9 protein-coding genes and 3 tRNA genes are annotated in these 13796 nt (G+C 72.1%); 8 read left to right on the forward strand and 4 right to left on the reverse strand.

What is annotated here, in order from left to right; genetic code table 11:
• The first annotated feature begins 13 nt into the window (after positions 1-13).
• From ACWD5D_RS07890 to ACWD5D_RS07910, 5 genes are all read left to right on the forward strand, one after another.
• Positions 14-2401 carry a DNA polymerase III subunit gamma and tau gene (locus ACWD5D_RS07890; RefSeq protein WP_451371916.1) on the forward strand — a complete coding sequence of 796 codons (2388 nt, stop codon included), beginning with the start codon at positions 14-16 and terminating at the stop codon, positions 2399-2401.
• 259 nt (positions 2402-2660) lie between these two features.
• Positions 2661-3911 carry a phosphoribosylamine--glycine ligase gene (purD, locus tag ACWD5D_RS07895; RefSeq protein ID WP_451371917.1) on the forward strand — a complete coding sequence of 417 codons (1251 nt, stop codon included), beginning with the start codon at positions 2661-2663 and terminating at the stop codon, positions 3909-3911.
• A gap of 352 nt (positions 3912-4263) precedes the next feature.
• Positions 4264-6168 (forward strand): hypothetical protein, encoded by a 1905-nt coding sequence (locus tag ACWD5D_RS07900; protein WP_451371918.1) that lies wholly within the window; start codon positions 4264-4266, stop codon positions 6166-6168.
• A 321-nt stretch (positions 6169-6489) separates the two neighbouring features.
• Positions 6490-7986, forward strand: coding sequence for a N,N-dimethylformamidase beta subunit family domain-containing protein (locus tag ACWD5D_RS07905; protein ID WP_451371919.1), 1497 nt, complete (start codon positions 6490-6492; stop codon positions 7984-7986).
• Between the two features lie 111 nt (positions 7987-8097).
• Positions 8098-8997, forward strand: coding sequence for a phosphoribosylaminoimidazolesuccinocarboxamide synthase (locus tag ACWD5D_RS07910; RefSeq protein WP_451371920.1), 900 nt, complete (start codon positions 8098-8100; stop codon positions 8995-8997).
• Between the two features lie 59 nt (positions 8998-9056).
• Here ACWD5D_RS07910 and ACWD5D_RS07915 read toward each other — a convergent pair.
• The 4 genes from ACWD5D_RS07915 to ACWD5D_RS07930 form a co-directional block, all read right to left on the reverse strand.
• Positions 9057-9132: transfer RNA gene (locus ACWD5D_RS07915), tRNA-Gly, on the reverse strand.
• A 329-nt stretch (positions 9133-9461) separates the two neighbouring features.
• A tRNA-Gly gene (locus tag ACWD5D_RS07920) sits at positions 9462-9537 on the reverse strand.
• Positions 9538-9619: 82 nt separating this feature from the next.
• A tRNA-Gly gene (locus ACWD5D_RS07925) sits at positions 9620-9691 on the reverse strand.
• Positions 9692-9870: 179 nt separating this feature from the next.
• Positions 9871-10188: a histone-like nucleoid-structuring protein Lsr2 gene (locus tag ACWD5D_RS07930; RefSeq protein ID WP_451371921.1), complete on the reverse strand. Its 318-nt coding sequence runs from the start codon at positions 10186-10188 to the stop codon at positions 9871-9873.
• Between the two features lie 309 nt (positions 10189-10497).
• Here ACWD5D_RS07930 and purS point away from each other — a divergent pair, with 309 nt between their 5' ends.
• From purS to purL, 3 genes are read left to right on the forward strand one after another with little or no spacing between them, the layout of a single operon-like run.
• Positions 10498-10770: a phosphoribosylformylglycinamidine synthase subunit PurS gene (purS, locus tag ACWD5D_RS07935; protein ID WP_356938180.1), complete on the forward strand. Its 273-nt coding sequence runs from the start codon at positions 10498-10500 to the stop codon at positions 10768-10770.
• Positions 10767-11447 (forward strand): phosphoribosylformylglycinamidine synthase subunit PurQ, encoded by a 681-nt coding sequence (gene purQ / locus ACWD5D_RS07940; protein ID WP_451371922.1) that lies wholly within the window; start codon positions 10767-10769, stop codon positions 11445-11447. Before purS ends, purQ begins: the two co-directional genes overlap by 4 nt.
• Positions 11444-13702, forward strand: a complete 2259-nt coding sequence (gene purL / locus ACWD5D_RS07945; protein ID WP_451371923.1) for a phosphoribosylformylglycinamidine synthase subunit PurL — start codon at positions 11444-11446, stop codon at positions 13700-13702. The genes purQ and purL overlap by 4 nt, the downstream gene beginning before the upstream one ends.
• Positions 13703-13796: the final 94 nt, after the last annotated feature.

The following is a 13796-nucleotide window of genomic DNA, read 5'->3' on the forward strand; positions in this document are numbered from 1 at the left end:
TAACCTCGTATGCGTGTCGTCTCTCGCGCTGTACCGCCGCTATCGCCCGGAGACCTTTGCCGAGGTCATCGGGCAGGAGCATGTCACCGACCCGCTGCAGCAGGCGCTGCGGAACAACCGGGTCAATCACGCGTACCTCTTCAGCGGTCCGCGCGGATGCGGCAAGACGACCAGCGCGCGGATCCTTGCCCGCTGCCTGAACTGTGAGCAGGGTCCCACTCCGACCCCGTGCGGCGAGTGCCAGTCCTGCCAGGACCTCGCGCGCAACGGGCCGGGCTCCATCGATGTCATCGAGATCGACGCGGCCTCTCACGGTGGTGTGGACGACGCCCGTGAGCTGCGCGAGAAGGCCTTCTTCGGACCCGCGGGCAGCCGGTACAAGATCTACATCATCGACGAGGCCCACATGGTCACGCCGGCCGGCTTCAACGCCCTGCTGAAGGTCGTCGAGGAGCCCCCGGAGCACCTCAAGTTCATCTTCGCCACGACCGAGCCCGAGAAGGTCATCGGGACCATCCGGTCGCGTACGCACCACTACCCGTTCCGGCTCGTGCCCCCGGGGACCCTGCGGGACTACCTCTCCGAGGTGTGCGGCAAGGAGGGCATCCCCGTCGAGGACGGCGTGCTGCCGCTGGTGGTGCGGGCCGGTGCCGGTTCCGTGCGTGACTCCATGTCCGTCATGGACCAGCTGCTCGCCGGCGCGGGAGAGGCGGGTGTGACGTATGCCATGGCCACCTCCCTCCTCGGCTACACGGACGGGTCCCTGCTCGACTCCGTCGTCGAAGCCTTCGCCACCGGGGACGGCGCCGCCGCCTTCGAGGTCGTCGACCACATCATCGAGGGGGGCAACGACCCGCGCCGGTTCGTCGCCGACCTGCTGGAGCGGCTGCGGGACCTGGTGATCCTCGCCGCCGTCCCGGACGCCGTGGAGAAGGGGCTCATCGACGCCCCGGCCGACGTCCTCGAGCGCATGCAGGCCCAGGCCTCCACCTTCGGCGCCGCCGAGCTGAGCCGCGCCGCCGACCTCGTCAACGAGGGCCTCACCGAGATGCGCGGCGCCACCTCGCCCCGCCTCCAGCTGGAACTCATCTGCGCCCGCGTCCTGCTCCCCGCCGCCTACGGCGACGAGCGGTCCGTGATGGCCCGCCTCGACCGCATCGAGCGCGGCGTGAACTTCTCGGCCGGCGCCGGCGCCCCCGCCATGGGGTACGTGCCCGGCCCCGAGGCCCACATGGGCATGGCCGCCGGTGGAGCGGGTGCGGGGGGTGCGGGTGGCAGCGCCGGGGGCGGTGCGCAGGTGCCGCCCGGTGGGGGTCCCGCCGCGGCGCGCGCGGCCGTACGGGCTTCGGGCGGAGCACCGATCGCGACCGGCGGTCCCGCCCCCGCGGCTCCGGCGGCTCCCGTGGTTCCCTCGGCTCCTGCGGCTGCCCCGGCTCCCGCGGCTCCGCCGACTGCCGCCCCGTCCACGGCTCCTGCGCCCGCTCCTGCCCCTGCCGCGCCCAGCCCCGCCGCGCCCAGCCCCGCTGCGGCGCCCCCTGCCCCTGCCCCTGCCCCTGCCCCTGCCCCTGCCGCTCCCGCAGCCGCCTCCGCCCCCGGCGCCTGGCCCACCGCCGCCCCGGCCGGTGGCGGCCGGCGGCCCGGCGGCTGGCCCACGGCCGCTCAGGCGGGTTCGCAGCAGGGCCAGGCCCCGGCCCAGCCCCCCGCGAACCAGCCCCAGCCCCAGGCGCCCGCCGCCGCACCGCAGAGCCCTGCCCCGACGGCACCCCCGGCTCCGCCTCAGGCCGCCCCCGCCGGTGGCCTGGACCCCCGCATGCTCTGGCCGAACATCCTGGAGGCCGTCAAGAACCGCCGCCGCTTCACGTGGATCCTGCTCAGCCAGAACGCGCAGGTGGCCGGCTTCGACGGCACCACCCTCCAGCTCGGCTTCGTCAACGCCGGCGCCCGCGACAACTTCGCGAGCAGCGGCAGCGAGGACGTACTGCGGCAGGCGCTGGCCGAGCAGTTCAGCGTGCAGTGGAAGATCGACGCGATCGTCGACCCTTCGGGCGGCTCCGCGCCCCCGCCGTCCGGCGGTGCGCCGGGCTTCGGCGGAGGCGGCGGCCCGGCTTACGGCGGCACGCCCGCCGACGGTGGTTACGGCGCCCCCGCCGCGCCGCGCCCCGCCCCGGCCCAGCCGTCCGCCCCGGCGCCCTCCGCCCCTCAGGGCAGCGCCCCTGCGGCCCCGGCACCGGCCACCTCCACCCCCCGGCCTCCAGCCGCTCCCGAGCCGCCCCCGGTCGCCCCCGAGGACGACACCCCCGAGGACGACGACCCCGACCTCGACGAGTCGGCCCTGTCCGGCCACGATCTGATCGTGCGGGAGCTGGGGGCGACGGTCATGGAGGAGTTCTCCAACGAGTGACCCGGGCCGCCGTCGGCACCGGGCGCCCGGCGCCCCCGGACTCCTCGGCACCGGGCGCTCTCGCACGACGGCTCCGCCCACGCCCTCGCCCGCCCTCGCCCTCGCCCTCGCCCTCGCCCGTGCAGGGCCCCACACATGCAGGGCCCTCACACACGCAGGCTCCTCACTCGTGCGGGGCCCGAGCAGATACAGCCCCTTGTAGGAACATACGGTTTCCCCGCCTGCCGGTCTTCGGCGACCCAGCCGATAGGCTGACCCCGTGAAGGTCCTCGTCATCGGCAGCGGCGCCCGCGAACACGCCCTGTGCCGCTCCCTGTCCCTCGACCCCGACGTCACCGCGCTGTACTGCGCCCCCGGCAACGCCGGCATCGCCGAGGTCGCCGAGCTGCACCAGGTCGACGCGCTCGACGGCAAGGCCGTGGCCGCGCTGGCCGGCGACCTCGGTGCCGAACTCGTCGTCGTCGGCCCGGAGGCCCCGCTCGTCGCCGGTGTCGCCGACGCCGTGCGCGAGGCGGGCATCCCCGTCTTCGGCCCCTCCGGGGAGGCCGCGCGGCTGGAAGGCTCCAAGGCCTTCGCCAAGGACGTCATGGCGGCGGCCGGTGTGCCGACCGCCCGGTCGTACGTCTGCACCACGGCCGAAGAGGTCGCCGAGGCCCTCGACGCCTTCGGTGCCCCCTATGTCGTCAAGGACGACGGGCTGGCCGCCGGCAAGGGCGTCGTCGTCACGGACGACGTGGAGGCCGCCAAGGCACACGCGGCCGCGTGCGACCGGGTTGTCATCGAGGAGTTCCTCGACGGCCCCGAGGTGTCTCTCTTCGCCATCACCGACGGCCGGACCGTCGTACCGCTCCAGCCCGCCCAGGACTTCAAGCGGGCCCTGGACGGCGACGACGGCCCGAACACGGGCGGCATGGGCGCGTACTCCCCGCTGCCGTGGGCCGACCCGACGCTGGTCGACGAGGTGCTGCGCACGGTGCTCCAGCCGACCGTCGACGAGATGCGCCGACGCGGTACCCCCTTCTCCGGGCTCCTGTACGCCGGTCTCGCCATCACCTCGCGCGGGATCCGGGTCATCGAGTTCAACGCCCGCTTCGGCGACCCGGAGACCCAGGTCGTGCTGGCCCGTCTGAGGACCCCGCTGTCCGGTGTGCTGTTCGCCTCCGCGACCGGCACCCTCGACGACCTGGCGCCGCTGCGCTGGAGCGGGGACGCGGCCGTCACCGTGGTCGTCGCCTCGCACAACTACCCCGGCACCCCGCGCACCGGCGACCCGATCACCGGTCTGGACGAGGTGGCCGCACAGGATGCCCCGGACGCGTACGTCCTGCACGCCGGCACCCGGCGGGAGGGCGACAGCGTGGTCAGCGCGGGCGGCCGCGTGCTGTCCGTCACGGCCGTCGGCGAGGACCTGTCCCAGGCCCGCGAGCGGGCGTACCGGGCGGTGGCCCGCATCGGCCTCGACGGCTCCCAGCACCGCACGGACATCGCCGCCAAGGCGGCGCAGGCGTAAGGCGGAAGTGGCGCAGGCGTAAGGCTGACGCGGCGCGGGCGTAGGGAGACCTCACCGGTCACAGGTGCCCCGACGTGCCCCCGCGCCCCGCACCCCGCACCCACTCAGGCCCCGGATTCCCGAATTCGGGGCCTGATCTTTGCCGTGTGTCACGCAGCTCTGACCAAAGCCATTCCATCGAGTGAGCAATCCGCCATCCGGCTGACTTGGGCCGGGGCCCCAACTAGGGTGCGGCGCAAGCATTCCGGCACTTGGCCCACCTGCATTGCGATGTCAGTGACGGGTGCCACAGTGGGGGAGTGGGCAACGCCAGGACAGCGCGGGATCGGCAGGGAGGGGGCGAGATCCGCTCATGACCGGAATCGGTGCGGAAGCGGGCGCGCAGGCCGCGCGCTCCCGGGCCTTGGCCGTGCTGCGCGTCCGGGGCCGGGCGCTGGCCGTGGCCGTGCTGCCCGCGGCCGCCGAGGTGATCCTGCTGTCCGGCGCTTCCACGGGGCATTTCGTCGGCCGGGGCTGGGACGTCGCCCGCTGGGTCGTGGGCGTGCTCGCCGTGCTCGTGCTGCTGGTCGCCGCCGGTATCGCCGTGGTCGTGGCCCGCGCGCGCCCCACCGTGACCCCCACGGTCCCGATCCCGGAGAAGTCCGCCCCGGACCTGTACCGGCTGGTGCGTGACCTCGCCGACCGCCTGGACGTCCCCGCTCCCTCGGCCATAGCGCTCACCCCGGACTGCGACAGCTGGCTGGAGGACCGCACCCATCCGGCGCACGGTCCGCCCCCGTCGCGGGCACGCGACGAGATAGCGGGTCCCGGTTCCGGGCCCCACGCCCACCGCCGGGCCGTCACCGCCCCGGTCCTCGTCATCGGCTCCCCGTTCCTGTGGTGGATGCGCGTCGGTGAGCTGCGCGCGGTCCTCGCGCCGGTCGTCGCCGGTACGGGGCCTTCCGCGCACCCGGACATATCCGCAGCCCGCCGTTTCGTGCGCGGTCTCGACGCCGCGGTGGCCGTCGCCGCCACGCCGGGCCGCTGCCCGCTGGCCCGGGGCGTGTGCGCGGCGCTCGGCTGGGTGCCCCGGCTGCTGATGCGGGCCTGCCGGGAGCACGCCGCCCTGATGGAGCGTGGGGTCGCGGTGGCGGCCGCCGAGCGCGCGCAGGCGGTGGACTACGGCCTGCGGATCGTCGCCCAGGAGCAGGTCGGGCTCGCCTACGCGGGCTGGGACCGGCTGCTGACCCGGGTGGCGCTGCCCGCCTGGCGCATGGGGCGCTGGCCCTCCCGGCTGGACGCGGGCGTGGTGGCCGCGCTGACCGAGCTGTCCCGCCGTGACCGTCTGGCCGAGGGCTTCGCCTCCCGGCTCGGCGAGCGCCCCGCCTGCGACCTGCTGGAGGAGCCCGGAGCGGTGGACGAGGCCACCTCCCTGCTCGCCGCCCGCCTCTTCCACGGCGGCCCCGCCGAGCCCTGCCCGGAGTGGTCGCCGGTGGACTGGCAGGTGTACCCGGAGGAGGTCGTCGACCGCACCTGGCGCGCGGACGCCGCCCGCCTCCACCGCGTCCTCGACGCCCTCGGCGTCCGCCCCACCGTCCATCCGGCGACCTCGAACCCCGGCGCCACCCTGGCCCGGGTCCTGGACCACCTCACCGAACCCCACCCGCCGACGCGCCGGCCTCCCGCGGCCCATCACCCCGCCCACCCGGCCGCGCCCGCACCCGCCGCCGAGAACGTCGACCAGGCCGAGCCGGCCCACCCCGCCGAGCCGGTCCACCCCGCCGAGCCCGCACCCGCCTGCCCCGGCGCGGACGGCCACGACGCCGGCCACGACGCCGGCTACATCGACGGCCTCGACGAACTCGGTGTCCCCGACGACCCCTCCACCGAACGCAGCGCCGCCCTGGCCGCCGGTCTGTGTGCCGAGCTGGCCCGTGAGGAGGTGGGTGTGCCGAAGGACGCGACCGCGACCGGGCACGCCGGCGCGCTCTGGGACGACGGCGCTCTCCCGCTGTTCCCGTTGCAGCCCCCGCGCACCGGGCGGGAACTGCTCGCCGACCACGTCACCGCGATGGTGTGCTGTGCCGCCGTCGACACGGCCGGCGCGGCCCCCGGCATGGACTGGCTGGACGGCCCGTCCCTGCTGATGGGCGGCGAGCGGGCCGCCGACCTCGGGCCGAAGGTGCTCAGCCTGATCGAGGAGGGAGACCCGGGTCCGCTGCGCGACTGGCTGGCCGCGTCCGGCATACGCCCGGAGAAGCCGGTCCGCCTGGTCTGAGCCCGCCCGGTCCGCCGGGCCGGGAGCGTACGGCGGCCGACTCCCGCCCTACCGGAGCTGCGTCTTCCAGTTCAGGTCAATTCGCAACGAACCGTGACCGAACCCGTGCGATATGTGATGTGCTGGGACCGACCACGCACATGGCGACGGCGTGCGACATAAGGCTGCATCTGCACGCACGACCGACACTGAGCGCGTCGAAACCGACGTACCGCCGGCACAGACGCGTTACCGATGCAGACATGCCACCGACGCAGACGCCATGCCGACACCGACGCACCGACGACACTGCCGACGGGGGCACGAGGGAGGGGAGCGGCCATGGCCTCGGACCACATCCGCCGCTGGGAGTCCGGAGCACTCGCGCACGCGGTCACCGATCCCTTCGGCCAGGGCCCGGTTCCCTGGCTGCGCGGCAGCGAGACCTACTTCGACGACACCGGCCACGTCGTGCCCTGGTACGTCGACGCCGTCCAGCAGCACGCCACCACGACGGCCGCGCGCGTCCCCGCACCGCGCACGGCGGGCCCGGGCCCCCGTTCCGCCGACGACGTGAACCGCCAGATCAAGGGCTTCACCTCCACCGGCGCGGTCGCGCCCGGCCAGGCGATCGACTTCCACATCACGGTCGACCCGCCCCAGCAGTTCAGCGTGGACATCTACCGGATCGGCCACTACGGCGGCGACGGCGCCTCCAAGGTCACCACGAGTCCCCGGCTGTCCGGCATCGTCCAGCCCTCGCCGCTGGCCGCCGACCGCACGGTCTCCTGCCACCACTGGTGGCTGTCCTGGCGCCTCCAGGTGCCCGACCACTGGAGCATCGGCGCCTACGTGGCGGTCCTCACCACCGCCGACGGCTACCGCTCCCACGTGCCTTTCACGGTCCGCGACAACCGCCCCGCCGACCTGCTCCTGCTGCTGCCCGACATCACCTGGCAGGCGTACAACCTCTACCCGGAGGACGGCCACACCGGCGCCAGCCTCTACCACGCCTGGGACGAGAAGGGCCGTCTGCTCGGCGAGGCGGACGCGGCCACGACCGTCTCCTTCGACCGCCCGTACGCGGGCGCCGGCCTGCCCCTGCACGTCGGTCACGCCTACGACTTCATCCGCTGGGCCGAGCGCTACGGCTACGACCTCGCCTACGCCGACGCCCGCGACCTGCACGCCGGCCGCGTCGACCCGAGCCGCTACCGGGGCATGGTCTTCCCCGGCCACGACGAGTACTGGTCGGCGCCGATGCGCCGGGCCGTCGAGGAGGCCCGCGACCGCGGCACCTCGCTGGTCTTCCTCTCCGCCAACACCATGTACTGGCAGGTGGAGTTGGGCCCCTCCCCGTCCGGCGTCCCCGACCGGCTGCTGACCTGCCGCAAGCGCAAGGGACCCGGAAGGCCGGTGCTGTGGCGCGAGATCGACCGGCCCGAGCAGCAGCTGGTCGGCATCCAGTACGCGGGCCGGGTGCCCGAACCCTCCCCGCTGGTCGTCCGCAACGCCGGCCACTGGCTGTGGGACGCGACGGGCGCGCACGAGGGCGACGAGATCGACGGCCTGGTCGCCGGGGAGGCCGACCGCTACTTCCCGCGCACCGCGCTCCCCGACCACGAGGAGCGCATCCTGCTCGCGCACTCCCCCTACACCGACAACGACGGCGTCCGGCGCCACCAGGAGACCTCCCTCTACCGCGCCCCCTCCGGCGCCTGGGTCTTCGCCTCCGGCACCTTCGCCTGGTCCCCGGCCCTGGACCGCCCCGGCCATGTGGACAGCCGTATCCAGCGGGCCACGGCGAATCTGCTGGACCGTATCTGCAAGCGGGACTGAGTCCCGGCGGACCCCGACCGACCTCGACCGACCCCGACCGACCCCTGGCCGAGACCGATCGCCCCGATAAGAGAGAATCGAGGCACTTAGTCAGATCCACGGGGAGGAACCGTGTCCGGATTCGTAGAAAAGCCCGAGCCGATCCAGGTTCCGGGCCTGGTGCATCTGCACACCGGAAAGGTGCGCGAGCTGTACCAGAACGAGGCGGGCGACCTCGTGATGGTCGCCAGTGACCGTATGTCGGCCTACGACTGGGTGTTGCCCACCGAGATCCCCGACAAGGGCCGCGTCCTCACCCAGCTCTCCCTGTGGTGGTTCGACCAGCTCCGCGACCTGGCCCCCAACCATGTGATCAGCACGGAGCTGCCCGAGGGCGCCCCGGCCGACTGGGCGGGCCGCACGCTGATCTGCAAGTCCCTGCGGATGGTCCCGGTCGAGTGCGTGGCCCGCGGCTATCTCACCGGCTCCGGGCTGCTCGAGTACGACGAGTCCCGGACCGTGTGCGGCCTCGCCCTTCCCGAGGGCCTGGTCGACGGCTCCGAGCTGCCCGGCCCGATCTTCACCCCGGCCACCAAGGCCGAGGTCGGCGAGCACGACGAGAACGTCTCCTACGAGGAGGTCGCCCGCCAGGTCGGCGCCGATACCGCCGCCCAGCTGCGCCAGGCCACCCTCGCCGTGTACTCCCGCGCCCGGGACGTCGCCCGCGACCGGGGCATCATCCTGGCGGACACCAAGTTCGAGTTCGGCTTCGACGGCGACACCCTCGTCCTCGCCGACGAGGTCCTCACCCCGGACTCCTCGCGCTTCTGGCCGGCCGACCAGTGGGAGCCGGGCCGCGCGCAGCCGTCGTACGACAAGCAGTTCGTCCGCGACTGGCTGACCTCGGCCGAGTCGGGCTGGGACCGGGGGAGTGAGCAGCCCCCGCCGGCCCTGCCGCAGGAGGTCGTGGCGGCGACCCGGCAGAAGTACGTGGAGGCCTACGAGCGCCTCACCGGCATGGGCTGGACGTAGCCCGGTCACGAAAACCCGAACGCGAAAGGCCCCCGGTGGAAACCGGGGGCCTTTCGCGATGGAGCGGACGACGAGGCTCGAACTCGCGACCTCAACCTTGGCAAGGTTGCGCTCTACCAACTGAGCTACGTCCGCGTTGCGCCGTGGCGCGAGAGCAACTATAGCAACCTCGCAGGTGTGCGAGGAAACGCCGTGGAGAAGGAGCACCCCTTCTGACGTGTCCAAGGCCGGGGAGGGGTGGTTCCCGCCGATCGTCGGGGGGTGGCGCGGCCCGCTCGGCGATCTCCGCGACGGGCGCTCGTCGCCTTGGTACGGCGGGGACTTGCGGCATTGCCCGGGTGTTCCCGCCGTCCCGCGATCACGTGTTCCGCGCATCCGAATCATGGCGGAGGCCAGTGACCTCTCTCACGTGATCGTGTTGCGCGGGAACGAAAAAACCCCGGTCGTGATGACCGGGGTTTTCCTGGAGCGGACGACGAGGCTCGAACTCGCGACCTCAACCTTGGCAAGGTTGCGCTCTACCAACTGAGCTACGTCCGCACTGCTCCCGACCGGCTCCCACCGATCGGTGCGAGCACCAGCCTACCTGATCCACAAGAGTGGTCGTGACGACCGGTGCCAGAGCGGGTGACAGGAATTGCACACTGCGCCTTCCCCCTGGAAGGGGGATGTTCTACTACTGAACTACACCCGCACGGTCCGTGGGATTCGGCCTTCCGGCCTCGCCCCTCGGCGTGTTCCCAGACATTAGCTGATCGGCGGGGGGGTAGCGCAAGTCGGCTCCCCCGGAGGTCGCGAGCCGGCTCCCCCGAAGCCAAGTGAACGGCTCCCAGGGCCCGCTGACGGACCCTGAGGAGCTGCCCCTTCGCGGGCTCACTGGGCGGCGCTGAACGCCTCGTAGACCTTCTTCGGGATCCGACCGCGCGTGGGGACGTCCATCTTGTTGGCCTGGGCCCAGGCGCGGACGGCCGCCGGGTCGGGTGCGACCTCCGTCTGCTTGTACGCCTTGCCGGACCGCGACCGCTTGCGGCCGGCCTCCACGTAGGGCGCGAGCGCCTTGCGCAGTTTCTTGGCGTTGGTTTCGTTCAGGTCGATCTCGTACGACTTGCCGTCGAGTCCGAAGGCGATCGTTTCCGCCGCTTCCGAGCCGTCGATGTCGTCAAAGAGAGTGACCACGACCTTTTGCGCCACGAATATCGGTCCCTTCGTGCGGCACGTCGATACAGCTCACGGCGATGACGTGCCGAGTATCGGCTATTGCCAATTCATTTGTACAGTGCCCGGCAATGCAATGTGAAGCCCGACTAAATCCGTCCGCGTGTCCGGGTGCAATAGCTGTCGTGGACGGACCGTAGAACTTTCCCAGAACTTTTCACGGTGATCCGTGTTCGACACCCGATCGTGATGCGCCTCACGTAGTTTCCTACAACTCTACTCGCGTAGAAATTTTGTGCGGGTAGTCTGAAGGAACCTGCTCAGCACCACACACCGGGAGTGCCAGTGGCACGCGTCGTAGTCGACGTCATGCTCAAGCCGGAGATCCTCGACCCCCAGGGCCAGGCGGTCCAGCGTGCGCTGCCGCGTCTGGGTTTCGAGGGGATCTCGGACGTCCGTCAGGGAAAGCGTTTCGAACTGGAAGTTGACGGGCCGGTCGACGAGGCCGCGCTCGCCCGCATCCACGATCTTGCGGAATCCTTCCTCGCCAACACCGTGATCGAGGACTTCACCGTCAAGGTGGAAGACGCCGCGGAAGTCGCGGAGGCGGCCAAGTGACCGCTCGTATTGGCGTCGTCACTTTCCCGGGCAGTCTCGACGACCGGGACACCCAGCGCGCGATCCGCCTCGCGGGCGCCGAACCCGTCGCCCTGTGGCACAAGGACAAGGACCTGGGGCAGGTCGACGCCGTGGTGCTGCCCGGCGGTTTCTCCTACGGCGACTATCTGCGGGCCGGGGCCATCTCCCGGTTCTCGCCGGTGATGGCGACCGTCATCGAGCAGGCGAAGGCCGGCCTGCCGGTCCTCGGTATCTGCAACGGATTCCAGGTCCTCACCGAGGCCCACCTCCTCCCGGGCGGCATGCTCGGCAACGACCACCTCCACTTCATCTGCCGCGACCAGAAGCTGCGGGTGGAGAACGCGGGGACGGCCTGGACCGGCGACTACCGCCAGGGCCAGGAGATCCTCATTCCGCTGAAGAACATGGACGGCCGGTACGTCGCCGACGAGTACACGCTCGACAAGCTGGAGGCGGAGGGCCGGGTCGTCTTCCGCTACGTGGACTTCAACCCGAACGGCTCGCTGCGGGACATCGCCGGCATCACCAACGAGGCCGGGAACGTCGTCGGCCTCATGCCGCACCCGGAGCACGCCGTCGAGCCGCTGATCGGTACGGGCCGTACCGACGGCCTCCCGTTCTTCACCTCGATCCTCAAGAAGCTGGTGGGCGCATGAGCCGGACGCCTCTGGACACGGTCGAGCACGCGGCCGCGACCCCCGACGTCGAGCTGCCCTGGGCCGAACTCGGTCTGAAGAAGGACGAGTACGAGCGGGTGGTGGAGATCCTCGGCCGCCGCCCGACCGGCGCCGAACTCGCCATGTACTCGGTCATGTGGTCCGAGCACTGCTCGTACAAGTCCTCCAAGGTGCACCTGCGCCAGTTCGGCGAGAAGGCACCCGAGAACGACGCCCTCCTCGTCGGCATCGGCGAGAACGCGGGTGTCGTCGACGTCGGCCAGGGTTACGCCGTGACCTTCAAGGTCGAGTCGCACAACCACCCCTCCTACGTCGAGCCCTACCAGGGCGCGGCCACGGGTGTCGGCGGCATCGTCCGCGACATCATCGCGATGGGCGCCCGCCCGGTGGCGGTCGTGGACCCGCTGCGCTTCGGCGCGGCCGACCACCCCGACACCAAGCGCGTCCTGCCCGGCGTCGTCGCCGGAATCGGCGGCTACGGCAACTGCCTGGGCCTGCCCAACATCGGCGGCGAGGTCGTCTTCGACTCCTGCTACCAGGGCAACCCGCTGGTCAACGCCGGCGCCATCGGCGTCATGAAGCACGAGGACATCCACCTCGCGAAGGCCTCCGGCGCCGGCAACAAGGTCATCCTGTACGGGGCCCGGACCGGCGGCGACGGCATCGGCGGCGCCTCGATCCTCGCCTCGGAGACCTTCGACGACGCGAAGCCCTCGAAGCGTCCCGCCGTCCAGGTCGGCGACCCCTTCCAGGAGAAGCTCCTCATCGAGTGCACCCTGGAGGCCTTCAAGGAGAAGCTCGTCGTCGGCATCCAGGACCTGGGTGCGGCGGGCCTGTCCTGCGCCACCTCCGAGCTGGCCTCGAACGGCTCCGGCGGCATGAGCGTGACCCTGGACGACGTGCCGCTGCGCGACTCGACTCTCTCGCCCGAGGAAATCCTCATGAGCGAGTCGCAGGAACGCATGTGCGCCGTGGTCGAGCCGGAGAAGGTCGACCGCTTCCTGGAGATCTGCGAGAAGTGGGACGTCATCGCCGTCGTCATCGGTGAGGTGACCGACGGCGACCGCCTGGAGATCTTCTGGCACGGCGAGAAGATCGTGGACGTCGACCCGCGCACGGTCGCGCACGACGGCCCGGTCTACGAGCGCCCGTACGCCCGCCCGGACTGGCAGGACGCCCTCCAGGCCGACGACGCGAACAAGCTGCCGCGCCCGGCCACGGCGGAGGAGCTGCGCGAGCAGGTCCTGAAGCTGGTGGCGTCGCCGAACCAGGCGTCGAAGAAGTGGATCACCTCGCAGTACGACCACTTCGTGCAGGGCAACACCGTCCTCGCCCAGCCCGAGGACTCCGGCATGATCCGGGTCGACGAGGAGAGCGGCCTCGGCGTCGCGATCGCGACGGACGGCAACGGCCGCTACGCCAAGCTGGACCCGTACACGGGCGCCCAGCTGGCCCTGGCCGAGGCCTACCGGAACGTGGCGACCACGGGTGCCAAGCCGCTCGCGGTGTCGGACTGCCTGAACTTCGGCTCCCCCGAGGACCCGGCGGTGATGTGGCAGTTCGCGGAGGCCGTGCGCGGTCTGGCGGACGGCTGCCAGCAGCTCGGCACCCCGGTGACGGGCGGCAACGTCTCCCTCTACAACCAGACGGGCGAGGCGGCCATCCACCCCACCCCGGTCGTGGCGGTCCTGGGCGTCATCGACGACGTCGCCCGCCGCACGCCGGTCGCCTTCCAGGAGGAGGGCCAGCTGCTCTACCTCCTCGGCGACACCCGTGAGGAGTTCGGCGGCTCGGCCTGGTCCCAGGTCGTCCACGACCACCTCGGCGGTCTGCCCCCGCAGGTCGACCTGGAGCGGGAGCGGCTGCTGGCCGAGATCCTGATCTCCGCCTCCCGCGACGGCATGATCGACTCCGCGCACGACCTGTCCGACGGCGGTCTGGTCCAGGCGGTCGTCGAGTCGGCCCTGCTCGGCGGCAAGGGCGCCCGCCTGGTCGTCCCCGACGGCCTGGACGCCTTCACCTTCCTCTTCTCCGAGTCGGCCGGCCGCGCGATCGTCGCCGTGCCGCGCTCCGAAGAGGTCCGCTTCAACGACATGTGCGGTGCGCGGGGCCTGCCCGTCACCCGCATCGGTGTCGTCGACGGCGACGCGGTCGAGATCCAGGGCGAGTTCACGCTCCCGCTGGACGAGCTGCGCGAGGCGCACGAGGGCACCATCCCGGCGCTGCTGGCGTAAGCGGTCACAGCCCCTGCGAAGGCCCCGCCCGGACTCCGGGCGGGGCCTTCGCTCGTGCTAACTTCGGTCGGGCAGTCGGCTGTTACGGGGGAGC

The organism is Streptomyces sp. NPDC002520 (assembly GCF_053595235.1).

Excerpts from the sequence above, each read along its gene's own strand:
- ACWD5D_RS07900 (WP_451371918.1), top strand. The coding sequence starts at position 4,264 with ATGACCGGAATCGGTGCGGAAGCGGGCGCGCAGGCCGCGCGCTCCCGG.
- ACWD5D_RS07905 (WP_451371919.1), top strand. The coding sequence starts at position 6,490 with ATGGCCTCGGACCACATCCGCCGCTGGGAGTCCGGAGCACTCGCGCAC.
- purL (WP_451371923.1), top strand. The coding sequence starts at position 11,444 with ATGAGCCGGACGCCTCTGGACACGGTCGAGCACGCGGCCGCGACCCCC.